Here is a 21,762-nt window from a genome sequence, read left to right as displayed (position 1 = left end):
TCCATCACCCGTCCGTCCCGGTGGGTCCGCCGAGCGCCCCGGCCGATCACCGGGGCGTGACCGACGACGAGCTCCTCCGCACCTTCGACCGCGCCGGCGCGCCCCTCGGGGTCCGCGAGCTGGCCGAGCGGTCGCGGCTGCGGCCCGCGGCCGCGCTCGAGGCGGTCGCGCGACTGCAACGCGCGGAGCTGCTGACCGTCGTCGGCTACGAGACCGACGACACGGGGCGGCCGGTCGGGCCGCTGCGCTACCGGCCGCGCGAGCCGCGGCCCGTGCGCGGCCTGACGGGCCGCTAGAGCCCCCAGGAGCGGTAGAGCGCGTCGGCCTGCTCGGGCCGCGCGTAGCGGTGGTCGGCCCGCAGCGGGCCGTCCTCGCGCGTGAAGGCGATGTCGATCTGGGCGAGCTGCCCGTCGAGCGGGCGGACGTGCCCGTCGTAGAGGTCGGCGACGGCCCAGCCGTGCTCGGCCATCCAGCCGACGACCTCGGCGAGCTGCGCGCCGCCGGGGTTCAGCGCGAAGAGCGAGACCTCCAGGAGCACGAGCTGCGTGCGCTCGAGCGTCGCGGGGGCGCCCTTGAGGACCTCGAGCTCGGCGCCCTCGACGTCGGCCTTCAGCACGACCGGACGACCGTCGTCGAGCCCGTGGGCGGCGACGACGTCGTCCAGGCGCCGGACGGGCACGACGCGCCGCTCGACGTCGGCCCCGTCTCCGGCGCGGTCTCCGACCATGCTCGAGCAGGCCAGGACGCGGTGGACGCCGATCTCCAGCTCGCCCGGCTGCGGGCCGGCCGCGCACAGCTCGTAGGCGGATCCGGCGGGCGCGGCGGCGACGAGGTCGCGCAGTGTCGGCTCCCACTCGCGCAGCGGCTCGACGAGCAGCCGGCGGGCGTGCGGGAACGCGTCGTAGAGGACGGGGGTGCCCGCGGCGACCCCGACGTCGACGAGGGTGGCGGGGGCGACGCCGAGCGCCGCGTAGTGCTCGAGGACCTCGGTGAGGGTGCGGCGCACGCCGCGGCCGCGGCGCCGGACCTCGAGCCCGGCCCTGTCGGCGGCGCGCAGGAGGAGCTCGCGGACGCGGGCCTTGGCGATCTCGGGGGTGGCGGACACGGTCGCCGCAGGCTACCCGCGGCGGGCCGTCCGGGCTCCCTGGGCGAGCACGAGCGCGGCGAGCGCCGCGGCGGCGACGGCGACGACCGCCGTCGTGGCGCCGAGCACGGCGAGGACGACGGCGAGCTTCAGCGCCGCGACGACGGCGATGACGGCGGAGCGGGCGACCACCTCAGCGGTACGTCCGCCGGCTGCGGCGGGGTCACCCGGCGACCGGACCCCCGCCAGTCGTTGGCACTCGTGTGAAAAGAGTGCCAACCGGACTGGCGCGAGACGCTCCGGTGTGTATCCTGCGGCGGAGTGGTTGGCACTCTCGACCGGTGAGTGCCAAACCCGACGTCACCGAACCACCTGCTCCCCACGGAGGAAGCATGTCCCTGAACCTGAAGCCGCTGGGTGATCGCCTGATCGTCCGCGCCATCGACGAGGAGGAGACCACGGCCAGCGGCCTGGTGCTCCCCGACACCGCCAAGGAGAAGCCCCAGAAGGGCGAGGTCCTCGCGGTCGGCGACGGCAAGCTCGAGGACGACGGCAAGCGCATCCCGCTCGACGTCGCCGCCGGCGACACCGTCCTGTACAGCAAGTACGGCGGCACCGAGATCAAGGTCGACGGCGAGGACCTCCTGGTCCTTCGCGAGTCCGACGTCCTCGCCAAGGTCACGAAGTAGGAAGAGGAACCAGATATGGCTCATAAGGAGATCAAGTTCGACTCGTCCGCGCGCAAGGCCCTCGAGGCCGGCGTGGACGCCGTCGCCAACGCCGTCAAGGTGACGCTCGGCCCGAAGGGCCGCTACGTCGTCCTCGACAAGAAGTTCGGCGCCCCGACGATCACCAACGACGGTGTCACCATCGCTCGTGAGATCGAGGTCGAGGACGTCTTCGAGAACCAGGGCGCGCAGCTCGTCCGCGAGGTCGCCACGGCGACCAACGACGTCGCCGGCGACGGCACCACCACCGCGACCGTCCTCGCGCAGGCCATCGTCCGCGCGGGCCTGAAGAACGTCGCGGCCGGCGCCAACCCGCTCGCGCTCAAGAAGGGCATCGAGACGGCGGTCAACTCGATCGTCGACAACATCGCCAAGCAGTCCAAGCCCGTCAGCGGCAAGGAGCAGATCGCGCGCGTCGCGTCCATCTCCGCCGGTGACGACGAGATCGGCGACGTCATCGCCGACGCGATCGACAAGGTCGGCAAGGACGGCGTCGTGAACGTCGAGGAGGGCAACACCTTCGGCCTCGAGCTCGAGTTCACCGAGGGCATGCAGTTCGACAAGGGCTACGTCTCGCCCTACATGGTCACCGACCAGGACCGCATGGAGGCCGTGCTCGAGGATCCGTTCATCCTCATCGCGAACCAGAAGATCGGCTCCGTCCGCGACGTCCTGCCCGTCCTGGAGCAGGTCATCCAGTCCGGCAAGAGCATCCTCATCATCGCCGAGGACCTCGAGGGCGAGGCCCTCGCGACCCTCGTCGTGAACAAGCTGCGCGGCACCTTCACGGGCGTCGCGGTCAAGGCGCCGGGCTTCGGCGACCGCCGCAAGCGCATGCTCGAGGACATCGCCATCCTGACCGGCGGCGAGGTCATCACCGAGGAGATGGGCCTCAAGCTCGAGAACACCCAGATCACGCAGCTCGGTCGCGCCCGTCGCGTCGTCGTGTCGAAGGACGCCACGACCATCGTCGACGGCGCCGGCGATGCGGCCGCCATCAAGGGCCGCATCAACCAGATCAAGTCCGAGGTCGAGAACACCGACTCCGACTTCGACCGCGAGAAGCTCCAGGAGCGCCTCGCGAAGCTGTCCGGCGGCGTCGCGGTCGTCAAGGTCGGCGCGGCCACCGAGACCGAGGTCAAGGAGAAGAAGCACCGCGTCGAGGACGCCCTGCAGGCGACCCGTGCGGCGCTCGAGGAGGGCATCGTCCCCGGTGGCGGCGTCGCGCTGCTCCAGGCGGCCGACACCCTGAAGCTCGACGACTACGACTCCGACGAGCAGACCGGCGCGCGCATCATCCTGCGCTCGCTGGAGGAGCCGCTCCGTCAGATCGCCGAGAACGCCGGCCTCGAGGGCTCGGTCGTCGTCAACGACGTCCGCAAGGCGAAGAAGGGCCACGGCCTCAACGCCGCGACCGGCGAGATCGTCGACCTCATCGCCGAGGGCGTCATCGACCCGGCCATGGTCACGCGCTCCGCGCTGCAGAACGCGGCGTCGATCGCGAAGAACATCCTCACCACCGAGGCCATCGTCGCCGAGATCCCCGAGAAGGACGGCGGCGGGATGGGTGGCGGCATGCCCGACATGGGCGGCATGATGTAGCCACGTCCCCCCGGGGACTGCAGGTCTGATCGGAGGGTCCGGCGTTCGCGCCGGGCCCTCCGTCGTTTCAGCGCCCGGGGCGCAGCGGCAGGCGGACCGTGACGGTCTGCGGCGCGGTGTCCGCGTCGCCCGCGTAGGCGAGCGTCAACGTCGCGGTGCGGGCGCGCGCGATCGCGGCGCCGACCGTGCGGCGGATCGTCACCCGGCCCCGGGCCGGGACGACCGGCGCCCGGAACCGCAGCGTCCGTCCGGCCGCCCGCAGCGTCACGCGCACGGCGCCGGAGGCGCGGGCGCTGATCGGGGCGACGACGACGAGCCGGCGCCTGGCCGCCGACAGCGACGCGCGGCGCACGGTGAGCTTCGCCGGTCGCCGGGCGTCCGCGGGCACGGCGGTCGCCGGCGTGGCGGTCACCGGGATGGCAGGGACGGTGGTCGGGGTCGCGGCGGCAGGGGGCGGCTCGGCCGGGGCGGCCGTGTCCTCCGCGGGGGCGGGCGCACCCCGGAGGACCGCGAAGGTCCGCACCGCGGGGGAGTCGTCCAGCAGCGTGTCGCCGTCGCGCGCGCGGACGCGGAAGACGTGCAGGCCGTCGGCGAGCTCGGGCAGGGTCAGCGGGCTCGTGCACGGCGCCCACGCCGCGTCGTCCAGGCGGCAGTCGAGCTGCAGGCCGGGCTCGGCGGGGTCGGGGCCGAAGCGCAGGACCGGGGACGGATCGAGGATCGTCGCGCCCTCGTCCGGCCCGGCGACGATCGCGGTGTCGGGCGCCACGGTCGGGTCGGTGAGCGCCACCTCGACGCGCGCGGTCGAGCTCGGGTCGCCCGGGGTGCCGAGGGCGACCGCGGTCACCGTCGTGCCGCCCCGGGTGAACGCGCGGCCCGCGGTCAGGCCGAACACGTCGCCGGCGGCCGGGTTCGTCTTCGGGTACGCCTGCAGCGTCGCGGTGCGCCCGTCGGCCTCGACCTGCTCGACGGTGATCCCGGGGTTCGGGATCCGGGTCTGGAACGTCGCCAGCGAGGACGCGTAGTAGGAGAGCGCGTCGCGGGCGCCGCCGCTGCGCCAGTCCACGAACCGCACCGCCCCGCCGACCGGGTCGACGAGCCGCAGCCCGCGCAGGCCGGCGGCGGTCCCGCGGGCGCGCAGGTCGTAGGTGGCGCGGACGGTCCGCCGGCCGGCCGGCAGCCGCACGTCGGCGATCTCGTCCGGGTCCGCGATCCCGAGCCGGGCGCGCTCGAAGCTGTCGAGCGCCGCGGGGGTGAACGGCGGGTCGGCGACGACCGTCGCCCCCATGATCGCGTAGAGGTTGCCGTACTCGCCGACGCTCGCGCAGCCGGGCAGCGCGTCCGTGCAGGCGTGCGCGTGCCCGAGGCTGAGGTTGTGACCGAGCTCGTGCAGCAGCGTGTGGAGGTTCTTCGTCGGGCTCCAGTTGAAGTTCAGCCGGCCGCCGCTGGCGATGCTCGTGCCGACCGTCCCGATCCCGCCGCCGCAGGTCGTGCCGCCGACGACGATCAGGTGGTTGCCCGACGTGGAGGAGAACGAGACGCCCGGGTAGGCGTTCGTGGCGGCCTCGTTGTAGAGCGTCGAGCCGCTCGAGCAGTCCGACGCCGTCGAGAAGGTCCGCAGGTCGACGCGCGTGAAGCTCGAGATCGCGCCGTTGCTCTCCTCCTGCCAGCGGGCCAGGGCGGTGTCGACGAGCGCGCCGATCTGCGCGTCGGTCGCGGCGGTGCCGTCGCCGTTGTCCAGCGTGCCGCGGTTGCCGACCTTCGCCACGTACGCGCGGTGGGAGCTGACGGGGCCGGTCGTGGAGCGCGGGGACGTGTCGAGCGTCGCGCGGCGCACCTCCCCGGCGTCGGTGACGGTCGCGGTGACCGGGTTGTCGAGGGAGGCCTCGGGCAGCTCCACGTCCCCGAAGTCGACGGGCACGAGCTCACCGGACGGACGTTCGAGCAGATAGCGCTCGGGGCCGTGGCTGAGCTCGACGAGGTCGCCCTGCAGGGTCGTGGTCGTGGTCGCCGTGACGGTCGGATCGGCGAACCGCACGGTACGCCCGTCCTGCCGCAGCGACGGGGCCGCGAGGGCCGGGGAGGAGGAGAGTGCGACGAGGGTCGCGGACAGCAGCAGGACGGGGAGGCGCATCACTCGGGGTCATCGACCGGCAGGGCCTGGGACATGACCCTGCGATACTGCCGGAGTGCCACGGACGCCGCTGGAGCGACTGCTCGGGATCCTCAAGGCCCTCGCGGCGATCGCCGCCGGGCTGGCGATCGGACTGGGCATCGGTGCCGCCGCCGGTGCGCTCGGCGGGGACGACGACGGGGACGGATCGACGACGACGCAGGCCGCCACGACGGCGACCGGCACCGCCACCGCGGCGGACCGTCCCGACGCCGACGCGACCGTCGATCCGCGCGAGATCCCGCTGGCCGACGGCGTGCGCGTGCGGCTCGTCCGCGCGACGTTCGAGGCCGCGACGACGAAGCGCGGCCGCGAGCGGCGACGCGCGCGGGTCGCCGTCGTCGTGCGGCTGCGCAACGGCGGCACGACGGCGCTGGACGCCTTTCCGGCCGGGCCGCTCGCCCGGCTGCGGCTCGTCGCCGGGGACGACCGCGTGCAGCCCGACCCGCGTGCGGTCGAGCCCGCCGGGCCGCTCGCGGCGCGCGTGCCCGCCGGCCGCAGCGTCCAGGGCGAGCTGCGGTTCGAGACCGCGGGGGCGACGACGCTCGCGCTGCGCGACCGCGAGACGGTCGCGGTGCGCATCGGCAACCGCGCCGTCTCGCTCCCGCTGGACTGATCCCTCGCGCGGGCCGGTCCGCGCCGCTCAGTGCGCGGCGGCGGGCGCGGCGTGGGGGCTCGCCAGCACCCCGGGGCGCAGCAGCAGCCGGGTGATGATCGCCCCGACCACGAAGATCCCCGCTCCGACCCAGAACGCGACCGTGTAGCCGTGCACCGCCGCCTCCGCGGCGACCGCGGGGCCGGGCACGCGGTCCTCGACGTACCCGCTGGTGGCCGAGACCACGAGCGTCGTCAGGAGCGCGGTGCCGATCGCGCCGCCGACCTGCTGGGAGGTGTTGACCATCGCCGACGCGACGCCGGAGTCCTGCGGCGCGACGCCCGCGGTCGCACCCTGGAAGGCGGGGGCGAAGACGAGCCCGAACCCGATGCCGACGAGGATCAGCGACGGCAGCACGTGGGTGGCGTAGCCGCCGTCGACCTCGATGCGGGTCAGCAGCGCGAGACCGACCGCGGCGAGCCCCATGCCGGTGGGGATCAGCGGCCGGGGACCGGTCCGGGCGAGGATCCGGGTGTTCACGAGGATCGACGTCGAGACGATCGAGAGGTTCATCGGCATGAACGCCACGCCGGTCTCGATCGGCGAGAAGTCGAGCGTCTGCTGCAGGTAGAACGTCAGGAAGATGAAGACGCCGAAGATGCCGACGCCGGCGCTCATCATCGCGAAGTACGCGCCGCCCCGGTTGCGGTCGACCACGACGCGCATCGGCAGCAGCGGGTGCTCGGCGCGGCGCTGCAGCTGCACGAACACGGTCAGCAGGACGACCGCGACCACGAACAGGCCGAGCGTCAGCGCGTCGGTCCAGCCGTCGCTCTCGGCGTGCGAGAAGCCGTAGACGAGCGCCAGCAGGCCGGTCGTCGCGGTGACGGTGCCGGGCAGGTCCAGCGGCGGGCGCATCGGGGAGGGCAGGTGGTGCAGCAGGCGCGACCCCGCTGCGGCGGCGGGCAGCGCGAACACGAGCGTCACGAACAGGCACCAGCGCCAGTCGAGGACCTCGGTGAGGACGCCGCCGAGCAGCAGCCCGACCGCGCCGCCCATGCCCGCGATCGCGCCGTAGATGCCGAACGCCTTGCCACGCTCGGCCGGGTCGGTGAACGTCACCGCCAGCAGCGACAGCGCCGCCGGGGCCAGCAGCGCCCCGAACGCGCCCTGCAGCGCGCGGGCGGTCACGAGCACCCCGAAGCTCTGGGCGAGGCCGCCAAGCGCGGACGCGGCGGCGAAGCCGAGCAGCCCGGTGATGAACGCCCGCTTGCGCCCGAACAGGTCGCTGATGCGCCCGCCGAGCAGCAGCAGGCTGCCGAAGGGCAGCGCGTACGCGGTGATGATCCACTGGCGGTTGGCGTCGGAGAAGCCGAGGTCCGCCTGGGCGGACGGGAGCGCGATGTTCACGATCGTCGCGTCGAGGACGACCATGAGCTGCGCAATCCCGATGACGCCGAGGATCAGCCAGCGTCGCTCGAAGTGGGGATCCTGGGTCTGTGCGGTGACCATGCGTCCACGCTACCAAAGCGGAAGCACGGCTCCGCTTCTGGTGCGGCGACTGTCGTAGCATCGCGTCGGTGACGGACCTGGCGGGTCCGCGATGAGTTCCCGCCTGCTCCCCGGTCAGACGCACAGACGACCACCGAAGGAGACCCCGTGTCACGCGACAACGGCCTCGCCATCGAGGCCACCGGACTGATCAAGACGTTCGGCGAGCACCGCGCCGTCGACGGCGTGGACCTCGCCGTGCGCCGCGGCACCGTCTACGGCGTCCTGGGCCCCAACGGGGCCGGGAAGACGACGACCATCAAGATGCTCGCCACGCTCCTGCGCCCCGACGGCGGGACCGCCCGCGTGCTCGGGCACGACGTCGTGACGGAGGCCGACCGGGTCCGCGAGCGGATCAGCCTCACCGGCCAGCTCGCCTCCGTCGACGAGGACCTCACCGGTCGCGAGAACCTCCTGCTGCTCGCCCGCCTGCTCGGCTACCGCGGCGGCGCCGCGGCCGCGCGCGCCGACCAGCTGCTCGCCGCCTTCGGCCTGGAGGCGGCCGCCGGACGGCAGGCCAAGCACTACTCCGGCGGCATGCGCCGGCGGCTGGACATCGCGGCGAGCATCGTCGTGACCCCCCAGCTGATGTTCCTCGACGAGCCGACCACCGGCCTGGACCCGCGCTCGCGCGCGGAGGTCTGGGACATCGTCCGCGCGCTCGTCGGCGAGGGCACGACGGTGCTGCTGTGCACGCAGTACCTCGACGAGGCCGACCAGCTCGCCGACCGCATCGCGGTGATCGACCGCGGCACCGTCATCGCCGAGGGCACCCCCGGGCAGCTGAAGGGATCCGTCGGGCAGAGCACGCTGCACGTGCGGCTCGCCGACCCGGACCGCCGCACCGACGCGCGCGCGGCACTCGAACGCGCGATCGGCGGGGAGGCGCAGCTGCTCCCCGAGCCCGCCTCCCTGACGATCCCGGTGGCCGACGCGGCGCTCGCCGCGCGCGCCCTCGGGGACCTCGATGGGCTCGGCGTCCGCGTCGAGAGCTTCGGCCTGGGCCAGCCGAGCCTCGACGAGGTCTTCCTCGCCCTCACCGGCCAGACCCCCGACGAGCAGACCCCGCAGCAGGAGGCGACCGCGCGATGAGCACCGTCGAGCACGACCAGCAGGACACGTTCACCACCGGGGAGGCGCTCCACGCCGCCCTGCAGTCCGGGGAGCGCCCGCCGCGCCCCGGCGCGCTGTCGACCGCGATGACGTTCGGCTGGCGCGGCATGCTGAAGATCAAGCACGTGCCCGAGCAGCTCCTCGACGTCCTCGTGACGCCGGTGCTGTTCCTCGTGATGTTCACCTACCTGTTCGGCGGCGCGGTCGCCGGCGGGACCGGCGAGTACCTCCAGTACATCCTCCCCGGGATCCTCGTGCAGGCCGTCCTCTTCACCACCGTGTACTCCGGGGTGACGCTCAACACCGACATGACCAAGGGCGTCGTCGACCGCGTCCGCACCCTGCCGATCTGGCGGCCGTCCCCGCTCGTCGGCGCGGTCCTCGGCGACTGCGTCCGGTACCTGATCGCGTCGGCGATGACGATCCTCGTCGGCATCGCGCTCGGCTTCGACGTCGAGGGCGGCCTGCTCGGGGCCGTCGCCGCCGTCGCGCTCGTGATCGCGTTCGCGTTCGGCCTCAGCTGGGTCTTCACGACCCTCGGCCTGATCATGCGCACCCCCAACGCGGTGCTCAACGCCGGCTTCATGGCCGTCTTCCCGCTGCTGTTCCTGTCGAACATCTTCGTCGACCCGGCGACGATGCCCGCCGGCCTCGAGGCGTTCGTGGACGTCAACCCGATCTCCCACCTCGTGACCGCCACACGCGACCTGATGGCCGGCAGCGCGGCGGCCGGCGACGTCCTGCTCGTGCTCGGCGAGGCGGCGGTCATCACCGCGGTCTTCGCGCCGCTGACCGCGCGGATGTACGGGAGGACCAGGTAGGGGAGACTGCGCGACGATGAGCGAGCGCAACGTCCTGGGCGGGCCGCTGGAGCCGTGCGGCACCGACCCCCTCACCGGCTTCTACCGTGACGGATGCTGCGCCACCGGGCCCGAGGACCTGGGGGCGCACACGATCTGCGCGGTCGTCACCGAGGAGTTCCTCGCGCACCAGCGGTCGATCGGCAACGACCTTTCCACCCCGGTGCCCGCCTTCCGCTTCCCGGGCCTCGTGCCCGGGGACCGCTGGTGCGTCACCGCGCGCAACTGGCTGCGCGCCCACGAGGACGGGGCCGCGGCGTTCGTCGTGCTCGCGGCGACGAACGAGCGGACCCTCGACCTCGTCCCGCTCGAGGCGCTGCAGGAGCACGCGGTCGACGTGCCCGCGGACCCATCGTCGCTGCTCGATGACTGACACGCGGTCGCTGGAGCCGTCCCCGGACGCGGTCCGGCGGATGGTCGAGGTGCTCGCCCCGCGGCTCCCCGGGGTGGCGGCGCGGACCGCGGAGCGGGCCGTCGCGGAGATCCCCGAGTACGGGGTGCTGGACGTCGCGGAGGTGCTCGAGGGCATCCAGCGGGACCTCGGCCTCGCGGTCGCCGCGCTGCTGGAGGCGCGCACGTTCACCCCGCAGGACCGGGAGACGATGAGCCTGATCGGCGACACGCGCGCCGTCCAGCGCCTCCCCCTGGAGGGGATGCTGCGCGTCTACCGGATGACCGTCGACGAGATCTTCCGGGAGCTCTGGGCTGCCGCGGAGATCGGGGAGCTGCAGCCCTTCGAGGTGCTGCAGCTGACCAGCCGCGTCTGGAGCTACGCCGGACCGCTCATGGATCTGGCGACGGCCGCCTACCGGGCGCGGGAGCTCGAGCTCGCGCTCGCCGACAGCGACCGGCGGACCGGCCTCGTCCACGAGCTACTGCTCTCGCCCAGTGCGGCCCCCGCGTCGGTCGCGGCCGCGATCGGGCTCGACCCGCTGCGCGAGGTGCTCGCGTTCCGTGCCCGGACGACGACCCCGGACGGCCCCGCCGCCCTGCTCAGCGCGCTGAAGCTGCCCGGCGTCCTGGACGGGGGGATCGCGGTTCCCTACGAGGGTGACGTGATCGGCCTCGCCCCGCGCCGCCCGACGCTGCCCGACGCCCCGGGCGTGGTGGTCGGCCTCGGCCCGGTCGGGCCGCTGGCCGCGCTCCCGTCCTCGTTCGCGCTCGCCACCCGGACGGTCGAGACCGCCGCGGCGTTCGGGCTGCACGGCGTCCTGACGCTCGACCGCGTGCCGCTGCACGCGATGACCCGGGCGGAGGCGGAGCTCGCCGGCCTGCTGCACGCCCGGTGCGTGCGGCCGGTGCTCGACGCGCCCGAGGTCCTTGACACGGTCCGGGCGTTTCTCGCGCACGAGCTCGCCGCCGAGGCGACCGCCGACGCCCTCGCCGTGCACGCCAACACCGTCCGCAACCGGCTGCACCGCTACGAGGCGCTGACCGGCCTGTCGCTGCGCCGTCTGGACGACCTCGTGCAGCTGCGGCTCGCGCTGCTGCACCAGGAGCTCACCGGCGCGCCGTGACCGTCCCGCCCCGGCCGCCGATGCGGACGCGCTCGACGGTCGCGGGCAGCCGCACCTGGTAGCGCCGGCAGCCGCGGATCGCGGTCAGCCGTCGCAGGACGACGGCCCGCCCCGACCGGTGACGGACCGTGATCCGCACGCGCTGGGACCGCCGGCTGCGGAACGTCAGCCGCGTCACGGCGCCGCTGCGCCGCAGCCGGACCGCGGCGACCGCGGGACCCGTGGCCGCCGGCACGCAGCCGACCGTGGGCGCCGCCTCCACCCGGTCCGTCGAGACCTCGGTGCCCCGCTCCCCGGTGACCGCCCTCGTCGCGGCGCGGCCGAGCGCGAGGCTCGCGCTCAGCGGCACGAGACCGATCGTCTCCGACGGGGACTCGTCCAGCCGGTCGATGAACTCGACGAACGCCTGCGCGACCCGCTGCAGCTCGTCCTTGAGGACCTTGTCGAGGGTGTCGGCGGCGTCGTAGAGGTAGATCGGCCCGGCGATGAGGCTCGCGGTCGGGATCCCCGCGACGAGGACGCCGGACGCGTCCGTCGGCACCCCGACCGGCTGCAGCGCGGTCCCGTTGAGCACCGCGGTGCGCCGCAGGTCGTTGCGCACGACGTTCGCGATCAGGTCGGCCTTCAGCGCCGGGTTGAAGTTCTCGAAGATCCCGCGCGGCTCCGGCAGGTCGCTCACCTGCAGCGACCCGTCATCCCCGATCAGCGCGGCCTTCGCGATGTGCTCGAGCGTGACGTTCGCGACGATCCGGTAGGGATCACGGGCCGGGTCGCGCTCGAGGATGTGGCGCTTCACGAACGCGAAGTGCGCCTGGTAGCCGGTGAAGTGCGAGTCGAAGGTCGTGAACAGCAGCGTCTTCTCGCGGCTCGACGCGGGCTGCGCGGCGTAGTGCTTGGCGAGCGCGAGCACCTCGGCGACGCCGCTGCCGTCCTCCACCGCGCCGGTGTGCCCGGAGTCGTGGTGGGTCTGGATCATGATCGCGTCGGTGCTGCGCCCCGGCAGCACGCCGACGACGACGCTCGCGGGCTTCTCCTCGCGTGTCGTCTCGAGCACGAGGTTCGCCGGGGTGTCGGGGTCGGCGGCCAGCTGCGCGCGCAGGCGCGCCCCCTCCGCCTTCGTCACCCACATCCCGGGGATCTTCACGACGAGCCGGCGGTAGAACTCGTTGTGGTACTCGTGCGAGTCGAAGTACTCGCCGAGGACGCCGACGAAGCCCGCCGCCCCGGCCTCCTGCGCCGCCTCGATCGCGGCACTGAAGTTCGTGATGTAGGGGTTCGCCTGGGTCAGGGTCTTCGGCGAGGCGATGAGCGTGTTGGCCGGGTCCCAGAGGAACTCGGTGAACGGCAGGAGCCCCGCGAGCGGCAGCTGGAAGTCGAGGTCGAAGAGCACGATGCGACCGCGCAGGTCGCGGCCACGAAGGTCCTCCGGGCTCGCACCGCGGATGTCGACGAGCGGGGAGCGCAGACCCCCTGGCGGGGTGTCGAAGCGGCCGACGGCCCGGGCGGACGGGCTCTGCGAGTAGACCGCCGGGGACGACGGGATCTCGCGCCCGCCGTAGGTGAGGCGGTGGCCGCGGGCCTCCCACGACCACGCCGGCGTCTCCTCCACGTGGACGTCCTTCAGCCCGTACTGCTCGAACCGGCCCTTCACGTAGTTCACGGCGAACGGGCCCCCGGGCGTTCCCAGGCGGCGCGGGCCCTTCGCGGTGATCTCCTCGATCGTGCGGAAGATCTCATCGTCGGACGGGAGCGTGGCGGGGACGGGGTTCCGGGCGTGCGCCGCGGCTGCGGGAGGCGCGAGCAGCGCGACGAGGACGACGAGGGCGAGGCGACGGGCGGTCATGGTGGCGGGGCTCCTCAGCGCAGGCGCGCGGCGATCCACGCCGTCGCGGGGACGACCGCCTGGTCGGCGGCCGTGATGTTCTGGTGCGTGGCGGTGGGGTACCGCCGGTAGGTGACGTCGGTCCCGCCACGGCGCAGGCCCGCGACGAGCTCCTCGGTGAAGACGACGGGCACGACGGGGTCGATCACGCCCTGATCCAGACGGACGGGCAGTCCGGCGGGGATCCGCACCGCGCGCGGATCGCTCTCGTCGAGCACGCGGTACAGGAGCTCCCGGGCGGCGTCGAGCCGCGGCCCGGGGATCGCGGCCGGGGCAAGCCCTCCCCACGAGTCCCGGCGACCGAGCTCCAGGAAGCAGCGCTCCTCCAGGTGCGGCAGCAGCGCGAGCGCGCGGTCGCTCAGCGCGCCCTCGCGGTAGAGGCGCGCCAGGCGCGGCTCGGCGAGCGCGGCGCCGTGGAGGATGAGCCCGGCGAGCGTGGACAGCTCGGCCACGCCGGGGCCGGCGACCGGGATCAGCGGGCCGAGCGCGAAGTAGTCGCGCATGTGCGTCGGCGGCGCCATCGCCACCACGCCCTCGAGCGTCGTCCCGGGTACGGCGGCCCGGCCGAGCGCCCCGGTGAACAGCGCGGCCTGCCCGCCCTCGGAGTGCCCCGCGACGAGCCAGCGTGGCCCGATCCGCCTGGCGACCGCGCGCGCGGCACGGAACGCGTCGACGCTGGTCCGCGCGAGGCTGCGGCCCACGAGGTACGGGTGGCCGCCCGGCGTGCCGAGACCCTCGTAGTCGGGACGGACGACGACGAAGCCCGCCTCGAGCAGCGCCCGGACCATCGGGTCTGCCCGGGTCATCTTCTCCCGCTCCGGCGAGTCCTCCCGCGTGCGCGTCGGCGCGCAGCTGTCCGCCGCCCCGGTCGTCACGTGGTTCCAGACCACCGTGCGCCACCCGCCCGCGGGCGGATCGGCCCGCGGGAACGCGACGCTCGCGGACGCGACGTTCGGCGTCCCGTCGATCGCGCGGGAGCGGTGCAGGACCGTGATCGTCCGGCGCGCACCGGGGACGCGGACCAGGGGGTCGGCGGTCCGCGCCCACACGATCGAGCCCGGGGGTCCCCCGCGCACGAGCGACGCGGGCGGCGCATAGAACGCGTCGCCGCGCGGTCCGGCGGGCGGCGTGACGGCGTGCGCGGCCGCGGGCGCCGCGACGGCGAGCGTCAGCGCGAGAGCGAGGAACCGGGACAGGGACCGCATGGGTCGGCGAGCCTAGAGCGCCCCAGGGTGGGGGGACCACCAATCCTCCGGCCCCTGGAGTGTCGGGCGTCCCAACCGCGGCCCGCGATCGGCCCCCCGCCGATCGACGCTCTCCCGCGCGAAGGATCCGCACCCCCCGGGCGGACGGTTCGCTCCTGACTTCCGTTCCCGCGCGCGATAGGGATGGGCCATGCACCCTGGAGCCCACGATCCCTCGAAGCCCGCGCTCGTCATGGCGGGCAGCGGCCACGTCACGACCTTCGGCGACCTCGAGACCGCCGCGAACCGGCTGTCGCACCTCTTCCGCCAGCACGGCCTCGGCGTCGGCGACCACGTCGCCATGACGATCGAGAACGCTCCCGTGTTCCTCGACGTCCTCTGGGGCGCCCACTACGCCGGGCTGCTGTACACGGCGACGTCGACCGCGCTGAGCGCCGAGGAGCTCTCCTACATCGTCGACAACTGCGACGCGCGGATCTACGTCCTCAGCGCGAAGTACGCCGACAAGGCCGCGGCGATCAAGGCCGCGACGCCGACCGTCGAGCACTACTACTCCGTCGGCGGTGACATCGACGGCTACACGTCGCTGGAGAACGCGATCGAGGGCCTGCCGGACACGCCGCTGGGCGAGGAGCGGATCGGCGGGCGCGACATGCTCTACAGCTCCGGCACGACCGGCAAGCCGAAGGGCATCACCCCCCGCTCGCTGGAGGCGCCCTACGACGCGCCGCACCTCATCACCCCGGTGCTCAAGGGCCTGCTCGGCGCCTCCCCGGACGACGTGTACCTGTCGCCCGCCCCCCTGTACCACGCGGCCCCGCTGCGCTGGGTCATGAGCTACCAGCAGATGGGCTGCACCGTGGTGATGATGGAGCGCTTCGACGCCGAGGAGATGCTGCGGCTGATCGAGCAGCACCGCGTCACCTCGATGCAGGTCGTCCCGACGATGTTCGTGCGGCTGCTGCGCCTGCCGCAGGAGGTGCGCGACGCCGCCGACGTGTCGTCGCTGAAGGCCGTCACGCACGCGGCCGCCCCGTGCCCGCCCGAGGTCAAGCACCAGATGATCGACTGGCTCGGCCCGATCATCCACGAGTACTACGGCTCGACCGAGGGCTGCGGGGTCACCTGGATCACCGCGGGCCAGTGGCTCGAGCACCCCGGGTCCGTCGGCAAGGCCGTCATCGGGCAGCCGAAGATCCTCGGGGAGGACGGGCAGGAGGTCGCGCCCGGGCAGACGGGCGCCGTGTACTTCGCCGAGGGCCCGCCGTTCCAGTACCACAAGGACCCGGAGAAGACGGCGACCGTCGTCAACGACCAGGGCTGGGCGCAGTTCGGCGACATCGGCCACCTCGACGAGGACGGCTTCCTCTACCTGACCGACCGGGCGTCGTACACGATCATCACCGGGGGCGTGAACGTCTACCCGCAGGAGGCCGAGGACGTGCTGCTCGCGCACGACGCAGTGATGGACGCCGCCGTCTTCGGCGTGCCGGACGCCGACTTCGGCGAGGCCGTCCAGGCGGTCGTGCAGCCGCGGACCCTCCCGTCCTCCGCCGAGGAGGCCGCCGCCCTGGAGGCCGAGCTGATCGCGTACTGCCAGTCGAAGCTCTCGAAGATCAAGTGCCCGAAGGCCGTGCACTTCCGCGCCGAGCTGCCGCGCACCGACACCGGCAAGCTGTTCAAGCGGATCCTCAAGGACGAGTACGCGAAGGCGGCCGCCGAGGGCCGCGAGATCGCGGCCGTCTGACCCGCCGCACGGGGGTGGGTATCGTCGCCCCCATGAGCAAGATCCTCTACACCGCCCAGGCCACCGTCTCCGGGGGCCGGGGCGACGGCCACGGCGAGACCTCCGACGGGGCGCTCGCCGTGGACCTGCGGATGCCGGCCGAGCTCGGCGGCGAGGGCGGCGGGACGAACCCCGAGCAGCTGTTCGCGATCGGCTTCGCCGCCTGCTTCGAGGGCGCGCTCGGGGCCGTCGCCCGGCGCACGAAGGCGGAGCTCGGGGACGTGTCGATCACCTCGCGCGTGAACCTCCACCCCACGCCCGAGCGCGGCTTCGCGCTGTCGGTCGAGATGGACGTGACGCTCCCCGGCGTGCCGGACGCGGCGGCCGCCGCCGACATCGTCCGCGCGGCGCACGAGGTCTGCCCGTACTCCAACGCGACGCGCGGCAACATCGACGTGACGTTCACCGCCAACGGGGCCGCCGTCTAGCCCCGCCCGACCAGCCGTCCTGCGCGGATGCTGCACGGCACGGTCGTCTCGCTGCACCGCTGGCCCGTCAAGTCGATGGGCGGCGAGCAGGTCGACGCGCTCGTGGTCGACGGGCGCGGCGCGGCGGGCGACCGCACGCACGCGCTCTACGACGTCCACCAGGACGCCTCCCGGCGGCTGACCGCCCGGCAGGCCTCGCGGATGCTGCGCTGGTCGGCGCGCTACCCGGACGTGGCGCCCGACGCGCTCGACCCCGACGACCCGCCGCTGCCGCACCTGACCGCACCCGACGGCGCCGGCCCGTGGCGGTGGGACGACCCGGCGCTGCCCGGCGCGCTGGCCGCCGACCTCGGCCGGTCGGTGACGCTGCGCCGCGACGTGACCGGACAGCAGGACCTCGGGGGCACCGTGCTGCTCACGACGGCCGCCACCCACGCGGCGGTCGAGGACGTGCTCGGCGACCTCGACCTGCGGCGCTGGCGCACGAACGTGCACGTCCGGCTCGACGGCGTGCCCGCGTACGCGGAGGAGGACTGGGAGGGCGGGTCGATGGAGATCGGCGGCGTGCCGTTCACCTTCCTGCACCCGTGCGTGCGCTGCGTGATCCCGACGCGCGACCCGGACACCGCGGAGCGCCGCCCGGAGATCCTGCGCTGGATCACGCGGGCGCGCAGCGGCCTGTTCGGGATGAACGCCCGGCCGACCGCCCGCGGAGTCCTGCGCGTCGGGGACACCGTGACCATCGCGCCACCCGGCCGTTGAGCGCGTGGGCCACGCGCTGCTGCTGCTCGCCGTGACGGCCGTCGCGGCCGCCCTCGCCCACCGCTTCGCCGGCGGTCCGGGCGTGCCGTCCGCCGCCCCACGACGCCTCGACGATCCCGAGGGCGGGCAGGAGCGCAGCCGTCCCTGGTGGCGGCTCGTCCTGGCGCTCGGCACGACCGTCGGCGGGCGCCGGCTGCGGGAGCGGCTGCCGCTGCGGCGCGGCCGGCGCGCCCCCGGCGCGGTCCCCGCCGGGACCGGTCCCGTCACCGGTCGGCGCGACGGGACGCTGCTGCTGCCCGGTCCACGCGACGCGGCGCACGCGCAGGCGGCGACGCGCGCCGCGCTGCTGGCCGTCGCGTCGACGGTCGGGACGCTCGGTGCGACGGCCGGGGACGCCTGGGCGGTCCCGCCGCTGTCCGCGCTCGCCGCGGTGGCGGTCGGGCTCGCCACCGTCCGTCCCGGTGTCGCGCATCCGGCAGCGGCCGCCGTCGTGGTTGCCGTGCTGAGCGGCACGGCCGCCGCCGTCCTCGCGGGCGTCGCCGCCGCCGTCGCCGTTGCGGGCACGCTGCGGCGTGGCCGCGACCGGAGCCGGCGGCTCGGCGTCGCGCTCGCGGTGGCGCTCGTCGCCGAAGCGGTCTGGCGACTGTCGGGCTGACCCCTCCCCCGGAGCGGGCGCCGACCGATAGCATGCGCCACGCGACGCACGAGGAACCCGGTGCAACTCCGGGACGGTCCTCGCCACTGTGACCGGGGAGCGACCCCCATCGAGCCACTGGACCCACCGGTCCGGGAAGGCGGAGGGAAGCGACGATCCGGGAGTCAGGAGACTCGGCTTCGCGCATCACAGTCCACGATGGATGGAGTGCTGTGCCCGTCACGGTGAAGGACCCATCGGCGCGTCGCGCGCCGTCAGACCGCGCTTCCGCGCACGATCGCTGCCCGGGGCTCCTGCGGCCGCACGAGGCCCAGGACGGCCTGCTCGTCCGGGCCCGCCCGTTCGGCGGGCGGATCGGGGCGGCCGCGCTGCGCGCCGTCGCGGGCGCCGCCCGTCGCGGCAACGGGATCGTCGAGCTGACCGCGCGCGCCAACCTGCAGGTGCGCGGCCTCGCGGCCGCCGACCTCGAGCCGCTCGCCGCCACGTTCGCCGCGACCGGGCTGCTGCGCTCCGCGACGCACGACCGGGTCCGCAACGCGCTCGCCGACCCGCTCGCCGGTCGCCGCGCCGGCTCGCTCGCCGACGCCCGCCGGATCGACGCCGTGCTCGACGCGCTCGACGACGCGCTGTGCGGCGACCCGCGGCTCGCGACGCTCCCCGGCCGCTACCTGCACGTGATCGACGACGGCAGCGGCGCGACCGCCACGGTCGACGCGGACGTGCGCCTCACCGCGCGCCCCGACGGCCGCTGGGAGGTCGCGGCCGGCCCGCTCGGCACCCGCGTGGAGGCCGACCCGGTCGCGGCCGCCGTCGCGCTCGCCCGCCGCTTCCTCGCGGTGCGCCCGCCGGGCGCGTGGCGGATCGCCGAGCTGCCCGGCGCGTGCGCGACCCCGTCGGCCCCCGCGGTCGGGACCGCCGCGCCGCCGCTCGTCGGCGTGCTGCGCCAGCCCGACGGGCGTGACGCGGTCGGGGCGCTCGCCCCGCTGGGCCGCCTCGCCGCGGAGACGCTCGAGCTCCTCGCCGACGAGGTCGGCCGCGGCGCGCGCGCCCGTGTCTCGCACCGGCGGACCGTCGCGCTCGTGGACCTGGAGCCCGGCCGCGCCGGCGGCGTCCTCGCCGCCCTCGCCGCCAGCGGGCTGGTCGTCACCCCCGGGACGGGCTGGGAGGGCCTGACCGCGTGCGCCGGACGCGGGGCCTGCGGATCGGCGCTCGCCGACGTGCGCGCCGCCGCGGCCGCACGGGCCGCGGAGCGCCCGGCGGACGCCCCGCGCGAGCACTGGTCCGCCTGCCCGCGACGCTGCGGCCAGACCCCGGAGGTCCGGCGCGCCGTCACCGCCCGTCCGGACGGCGGCTGGGAGGTGCAGGCATGAGCACGTACATCCAGGACGGCGCCGAGATCTACCGGCAGTCGTTCGCCACCATCCGCGCCGAGACCCCGGGACTGGAGGCGCTCGACCCGGTGCTCGAGCGGACCGTCGTGCGCATGATCCACGCGTGCGGCATGACCGACCTGGTCGGCGACATCGCCGCCTCCCCCGGCTTCGGCGCCGCGGGCGAGGCCGCGCTGCAGGCGGGCGCCGCGGTGCTGTGCGACACGAACATGGTCGCGTCGGGCGTCACGCGCCGCCGGCTCCCCGCCGACAACCCGGTGCTCTGCACCCTGACCGACCCGCGCGTCGCCGACCACGCCGCCGCGATCGGCAACACCCGCACGGCGGCCGCGGTCGAGCTCTGGGCCGACCACCTCGCCGGGGCGCTCGTCGTCATCGGCAACGCCCCGACCGCCCTGTTCCACCTCCTCGACCTGCTCGAGGCCGAGCGGCTGCCGCGCCCCGCCGCGATCGTCGGCGCGCCCGTCGGCTTCATCGGGGCCGCCGAGTCCAAGGAGGACCTCGCGCTGCGCGCGCCCGCCCTGGGCGTCGAGCACGTGATCGTCCGCGGCCGCCGGGGCGGCAGCGCGATCGCCGCCGCAGCCGTCAACGCCCTCGCGAGCGCCGTCGAATGAGCGGGCGGCTGACCGGCCTGGGCGTCGGCCCGGGCGACCCCGAGCTGCTGACCGTCAAGGCGCTGCGGATCCTGCAGGCCGCCGACGTCGTCGCGTACCCGATCGCCCGCGGCCGCCGCGGGGTCGCGCGCTCGGCCGCCGCCCCGCACCTGCGCGACCACCAGCTCGAGCTGCCGCTCGTGTACCCCACGACGGTCGAGGGCACCGACGACGCGCAGGCCTACGACCGGGCGCTGCGCGACTACTACGACGCGGGCGCGGAGGCGATCGCCGCCCACCTCGACGCGGGCCGCGACGTCGTCGTGCTCTGCGAGGGCGACCCGTTCTTCTACGGCTCCTACATGTACCTGCACGAGCGTCTCGCGCACCGCTACCCGACCGAGGTCGTGCCCGGCGTGACCGCGTTCAGCGCCGCCGCGGCCGCCGCGGGCGCCCCGCTGTGCAAGCACGACGACGTGCTCACCGTGCTGCCGGGCACGCTGCCGCGCGCCGAGCTCGCCCGGCGCCTGGCCGACGGCGACGCCGCCGTCGTGATGAAGCTCGGCCGCACCTTCGCCGGTGCGCGCGCGGCCGCGCAGGACGCCGGGGTCGCGGACCGCGGCGTCTACGTCGAGCGGGCCTCCCATCCCGACCAGCGGGTCGCCGCGCTCGAGGACGTCGACGCGGGCGGGGTGCCGTACATGTCGATCGTGCTCGTGCCGACGAGCGCCGACGACCGGCTGCGCCGCGAGCGCGACCGGCCCCGTGCGGTCGCGGACACCCCGCCGGCCACCGCTGCGAGCGACGGCGCGGGCGGCTGGGTCAGCGTCGTCGGGCTCGGTCCCGCCGGCCCCGCGTGGCGCACGCCCGAGGCGAGCGCCACGCTCGACGCCGCCGACGCCCTCATCGGCTACGACACCTACGTGCGGCGCGTGCCCGACCGGCCGGGCCTCGAGCGGTTCCCGACCGACAACCGCGTCGAGCTCGACCGTGCGCGCCACGCGCTCGAGCTCGCGGCCGCCGGACGGCGCGTCGCGGTCGTGTCCTCCGGGGACCCCGGGATCTTCGCGATGGCCGCCGCCGTGCTCGAGGCGTGGGAGGAGGAGCGCGCCGCGGGCTCCCCGCTCGGCGACGTCGACGTGCGCGTCGTGCCGGGCATCAGCGCCATGCAGGCCGCCGCGGCGCGCGTCGGGGCACCGCTGGGCCACGACTTCGCGGTCGTGTCGCTGAGCGACATCCTCAAGCCCTGGGAGGTCGTCGAGCGACGCCTGGACGCCGCGGGCGCGGCGGACTTCGCGCTTGCGCTCTACAACCCGGCCTCGCGCACCCGCCGCGAGCAGCTCGACCGTGCCGTCGAGGTGCTGCGGCGCCACCGCGCGCCGGACACGCCCGTCGTCGTCGCCCGCGCGGTCGGCGCGCCCGAGGAGACGGTCGACGTCGTCGGCCTCGGCGAGCTCGACACCGCCGTGGTCGACATGCGCACGCTGCTGCTCGTCGGGTCGTCGCAGTCCCGGGTGACCACCGGCACCGACGGGCGCAGCATCGTCCACACGCCACGTTCGTATCCGGTACGCGCCTGAATCGGGACAGAAGGGCCGTGACCTGCGCGTCCCGGGTACGTCGAGAGGACATGCCCCTCGTGACCTGCCCGACCTGCGCGCTGCCCGCCTACACGGCGGCGCGCTGGTCGACCCGCGACGACTGCGTCCGCTGCGGCACCCCGCTGCCGGCCCCCCGGCGGACCGCGCCGTCCGCGTCACCCCCCGTCCCCGTGCTGGACCCGCGGTCGGCGACGGCCGCCCGTCCCGCCTGACACGATCCGGTCCGTGTTCGGACGAGG

Annotated in this window: 22 protein-coding genes and 1 riboswitch; of the genes, 16 read left to right on the top strand and 6 right to left on the bottom strand. The window is 74.9% G+C overall.

What is annotated here, in order from left to right:
• Nucleotides 1-56: 56 nt before the first annotated feature.
• On the top strand, nt 57-296 hold the full coding sequence (locus C7Y72_RS07110) for a hypothetical protein (RefSeq protein WP_107568065.1): 240 nt from the start codon (nt 57-59) through the stop codon (nt 294-296).
• Here C7Y72_RS07110 and C7Y72_RS07105 read toward each other — a convergent pair.
• Both C7Y72_RS07105 and C7Y72_RS23160 read right to left on the bottom strand, forming a co-directional pair.
• Complete coding sequence (locus C7Y72_RS07105) at nt 293-1,105, bottom strand: FkbM family methyltransferase (protein WP_107568063.1); 813 nt, start codon at nt 1,103-1,105, stop codon at nt 293-295. The genes C7Y72_RS07110 and C7Y72_RS07105 overlap by 4 nt on opposite strands.
• A gap of 12 nt (nt 1,106-1,117) precedes the next feature.
• Nucleotides 1,118-1,276: a hypothetical protein gene (locus C7Y72_RS23160; protein ID WP_154733986.1), complete on the bottom strand. Its 159-nt coding sequence runs from the start codon at nt 1,274-1,276 to the stop codon at nt 1,118-1,120.
• A gap of 200 nt (nt 1,277-1,476) precedes the next feature.
• Between C7Y72_RS23160 and groES the strand changes: the two genes are divergently transcribed.
• Both groES and groL read left to right on the top strand, forming a co-directional pair.
• Complete coding sequence (gene groES / locus C7Y72_RS07100) at nt 1,477-1,773, top strand: co-chaperone GroES (protein ID WP_107568061.1); 297 nt, start codon at nt 1,477-1,479, stop codon at nt 1,771-1,773.
• A gap of 15 nt (nt 1,774-1,788) precedes the next feature.
• Complete coding sequence (gene groL, locus C7Y72_RS07095; RefSeq protein ID WP_107568059.1) at nt 1,789-3,414, top strand: chaperonin GroEL; 1,626 nt, start codon at nt 1,789-1,791, stop codon at nt 3,412-3,414.
• A 67-nt stretch (nt 3,415-3,481) separates the two neighbouring features.
• Here the strand turns inward: groL and C7Y72_RS07090 are convergent, their stop codons facing one another.
• On the bottom strand, nt 3,482-5,545 hold the full coding sequence (locus C7Y72_RS07090) for a zinc metalloprotease (protein WP_107568057.1): 2,064 nt from the start codon (nt 5,543-5,545) through the stop codon (nt 3,482-3,484).
• Between the two features lie 55 nt (nt 5,546-5,600).
• On the opposite strand from C7Y72_RS07090, the gene C7Y72_RS07085 reads away from it, so the two are divergent.
• Nucleotides 5,601-6,200, top strand: coding sequence for a hypothetical protein (locus C7Y72_RS07085; RefSeq protein WP_107568055.1), 600 nt, complete (start codon nt 5,601-5,603; stop codon nt 6,198-6,200).
• 27 nt (nt 6,201-6,227) lie between these two features.
• Here C7Y72_RS07085 and C7Y72_RS07080 read toward each other — a convergent pair whose 3' ends face one another.
• A complete protein-coding gene (locus C7Y72_RS07080; protein WP_107568054.1) occupies nt 6,228-7,691 on the bottom strand; it encodes an MFS transporter in 1,464 nt (487 codons plus the stop codon).
• Between the two features lie 147 nt (nt 7,692-7,838).
• Between C7Y72_RS07080 and C7Y72_RS07075 the strand changes: the two genes are divergently transcribed.
• The 4 genes from C7Y72_RS07075 to C7Y72_RS07060 are packed head-to-tail and all read left to right on the top strand — an operon-like array spanning nt 7,839 to nt 11,220.
• Nucleotides 7,839-8,822 carry an ATP-binding cassette domain-containing protein gene (locus C7Y72_RS07075; RefSeq protein ID WP_107568052.1) on the top strand — a complete coding sequence of 328 codons (984 nt, stop codon included), beginning with the start codon at nt 7,839-7,841 and terminating at the stop codon, nt 8,820-8,822.
• Nucleotides 8,819-9,664 carry an ABC transporter permease gene (locus C7Y72_RS07070; RefSeq protein ID WP_107568049.1) on the top strand — a complete coding sequence of 282 codons (846 nt, stop codon included), beginning with the start codon at nt 8,819-8,821 and terminating at the stop codon, nt 9,662-9,664. Before C7Y72_RS07075 ends, C7Y72_RS07070 begins: the two co-directional genes overlap by 4 nt.
• A 16-nt stretch (nt 9,665-9,680) precedes the next feature.
• Nucleotides 9,681-10,076, top strand: coding sequence for a DUF2237 family protein (locus C7Y72_RS07065; RefSeq protein WP_107568047.1), 396 nt, complete (start codon nt 9,681-9,683; stop codon nt 10,074-10,076).
• Nucleotides 10,069-11,220 (top strand): helix-turn-helix domain-containing protein, encoded by a 1,152-nt coding sequence (locus C7Y72_RS07060; protein WP_107568045.1) that lies wholly within the window; start codon nt 10,069-10,071, stop codon nt 11,218-11,220. Before C7Y72_RS07065 ends, C7Y72_RS07060 begins: the two co-directional genes overlap by 8 nt.
• Here the strand turns inward: C7Y72_RS07060 and C7Y72_RS07055 are convergent.
• Together C7Y72_RS07055 and C7Y72_RS07050 are read right to left on the bottom strand one after the other, a co-directional pair.
• Nucleotides 11,204-13,063, bottom strand: coding sequence for a M28 family peptidase (locus C7Y72_RS07055; RefSeq protein ID WP_107568043.1), 1,860 nt, complete (start codon nt 13,061-13,063; stop codon nt 11,204-11,206). The two genes, C7Y72_RS07060 and C7Y72_RS07055, sit on opposite strands and share 17 nt — an antisense overlap.
• Before the next feature lie 14 nt (nt 13,064-13,077).
• On the bottom strand, nt 13,078-14,307 hold the full coding sequence (locus C7Y72_RS07050) for a lipase family protein (protein ID WP_107568041.1): 1,230 nt from the start codon (nt 14,305-14,307) through the stop codon (nt 13,078-13,080).
• 190 nt (nt 14,308-14,497) lie between these two features.
• Here C7Y72_RS07050 and C7Y72_RS07045 point away from each other — a divergent pair, with 190 nt between their 5' ends.
• The 8 genes from C7Y72_RS07045 (at nt 14,498) to C7Y72_RS07010 (ending at nt 21,735) form a co-directional block, all read left to right on the top strand.
• On the top strand, nt 14,498-16,054 hold the full coding sequence (locus tag C7Y72_RS07045) for an AMP-binding protein (RefSeq protein ID WP_107568039.1): 1,557 nt from the start codon (nt 14,498-14,500) through the stop codon (nt 16,052-16,054).
• Nucleotides 16,055-16,086: 32 nt separating this feature from the next.
• The gene (locus tag C7Y72_RS07040) at nt 16,087-16,521 is read left to right on the top strand and encodes an organic hydroperoxide resistance protein (protein ID WP_107568037.1); all 435 of its coding nucleotides are present in this window, start codon (nt 16,087-16,089) and stop codon (nt 16,519-16,521) included.
• 27 nt (nt 16,522-16,548) lie between these two features.
• Nucleotides 16,549-17,283, top strand: a complete 735-nt coding sequence (locus C7Y72_RS07035) for an MOSC domain-containing protein (protein ID WP_107568035.1) — start codon at nt 16,549-16,551, stop codon at nt 17,281-17,283.
• 4 nt (nt 17,284-17,287) lie between these two features.
• Nucleotides 17,288-17,938: a hypothetical protein gene (locus C7Y72_RS07030; RefSeq protein WP_107568033.1), complete on the top strand. Its 651-nt coding sequence runs from the start codon at nt 17,288-17,290 to the stop codon at nt 17,936-17,938.
• Between the two features lie 50 nt (nt 17,939-17,988).
• Nucleotides 17,989-18,113, top strand: a riboswitch (cobalamin riboswitch).
• Nucleotides 18,114-18,150: 37 nt separating this feature from the next.
• Nucleotides 18,151-19,308 (top strand): precorrin-3B synthase, encoded by a 1,158-nt coding sequence (locus tag C7Y72_RS22730; RefSeq protein WP_146175286.1) that lies wholly within the window; start codon nt 18,151-18,153, stop codon nt 19,306-19,308.
• Entirely contained in the window at nt 19,305-19,943 is a 639-nt protein-coding gene (locus tag C7Y72_RS07020; RefSeq protein WP_107568031.1) for a precorrin-8X methylmutase, read from the top strand. The genes C7Y72_RS22730 and C7Y72_RS07020 overlap by 4 nt, the downstream gene beginning before the upstream one ends.
• Nucleotides 19,940-21,502: a precorrin-2 C(20)-methyltransferase gene (locus tag C7Y72_RS07015; RefSeq protein ID WP_107568029.1), complete on the top strand. Its 1,563-nt coding sequence runs from the start codon at nt 19,940-19,942 to the stop codon at nt 21,500-21,502. Before C7Y72_RS07020 ends, C7Y72_RS07015 begins: the two co-directional genes overlap by 4 nt.
• Nucleotides 21,503-21,552: 50 nt before the next feature.
• The gene (locus tag C7Y72_RS07010) at nt 21,553-21,735 is read left to right on the top strand and encodes a hypothetical protein (RefSeq protein WP_107568027.1); all 183 of its coding nucleotides are present in this window, start codon (nt 21,553-21,555) and stop codon (nt 21,733-21,735) included.
• The last annotated feature ends 27 nt before the right edge of the window (nt 21,736-21,762 follow it).

This window comes from Paraconexibacter algicola (assembly GCF_003044185.1).
Lineage (GTDB): Bacteria > Actinomycetota > Thermoleophilia > Solirubrobacterales > Solirubrobacteraceae > Paraconexibacter > Paraconexibacter algicola.
This window is presented reverse-complemented; position numbering and strand designations above follow the sequence as displayed.

Bases quoted from the DNA above. Each gene is read 5' to 3' on its own strand.
- C7Y72_RS07060 (WP_107568045.1), top strand. From the start codon at position 10,069: ATGACTGACACGCGGTCGCTGGAGCCGTCCCCGGACGCGGTCCGGCGG.
- C7Y72_RS07090 (WP_107568057.1), bottom strand. From the start codon at position 5,545: ATGCGCCTCCCCGTCCTGCTGCTGTCCGCGACCCTCGTCGCACTCTCC.
- C7Y72_RS07050 (WP_107568041.1), bottom strand. From the start codon at position 14,307: ATGCGGTCCCTGTCCCGGTTCCTCGCTCTCGCGCTGACGCTCGCCGTC.
- C7Y72_RS07020 (WP_107568031.1), top strand. From the start codon at position 19,305: ATGAGCACGTACATCCAGGACGGCGCCGAGATCTACCGGCAGTCGTTC.
- C7Y72_RS07080 (WP_107568054.1), bottom strand. From the start codon at position 7,691: ATGGTCACCGCACAGACCCAGGATCCCCACTTCGAGCGACGCTGGCTG.
- C7Y72_RS07010 (WP_107568027.1), top strand. From the start codon at position 21,553: ATGCCCCTCGTGACCTGCCCGACCTGCGCGCTGCCCGCCTACACGGCG.
- groL (WP_107568059.1), top strand. From the start codon at position 1,789: ATGGCTCATAAGGAGATCAAGTTCGACTCGTCCGCGCGCAAGGCCCTC.
- C7Y72_RS07065 (WP_107568047.1), top strand. From the start codon at position 9,681: ATGAGCGAGCGCAACGTCCTGGGCGGGCCGCTGGAGCCGTGCGGCACC.
- C7Y72_RS07040 (WP_107568037.1), top strand. From the start codon at position 16,087: ATGAGCAAGATCCTCTACACCGCCCAGGCCACCGTCTCCGGGGGCCGG.
- C7Y72_RS07015 (WP_107568029.1), top strand. From the start codon at position 19,940: ATGAGCGGGCGGCTGACCGGCCTGGGCGTCGGCCCGGGCGACCCCGAG.
- C7Y72_RS07035 (WP_107568035.1), top strand. From the start codon at position 16,549: ATGCTGCACGGCACGGTCGTCTCGCTGCACCGCTGGCCCGTCAAGTCG.
- C7Y72_RS07045 (WP_107568039.1), top strand. From the start codon at position 14,498: ATGCACCCTGGAGCCCACGATCCCTCGAAGCCCGCGCTCGTCATGGCG.
- C7Y72_RS07070 (WP_107568049.1), top strand. From the start codon at position 8,819: ATGAGCACCGTCGAGCACGACCAGCAGGACACGTTCACCACCGGGGAG.
- C7Y72_RS07055 (WP_107568043.1), bottom strand. From the start codon at position 13,063: ATGACCGCCCGTCGCCTCGCCCTCGTCGTCCTCGTCGCGCTGCTCGCG.
- groES (WP_107568061.1), top strand. From the start codon at position 1,477: ATGTCCCTGAACCTGAAGCCGCTGGGTGATCGCCTGATCGTCCGCGCC.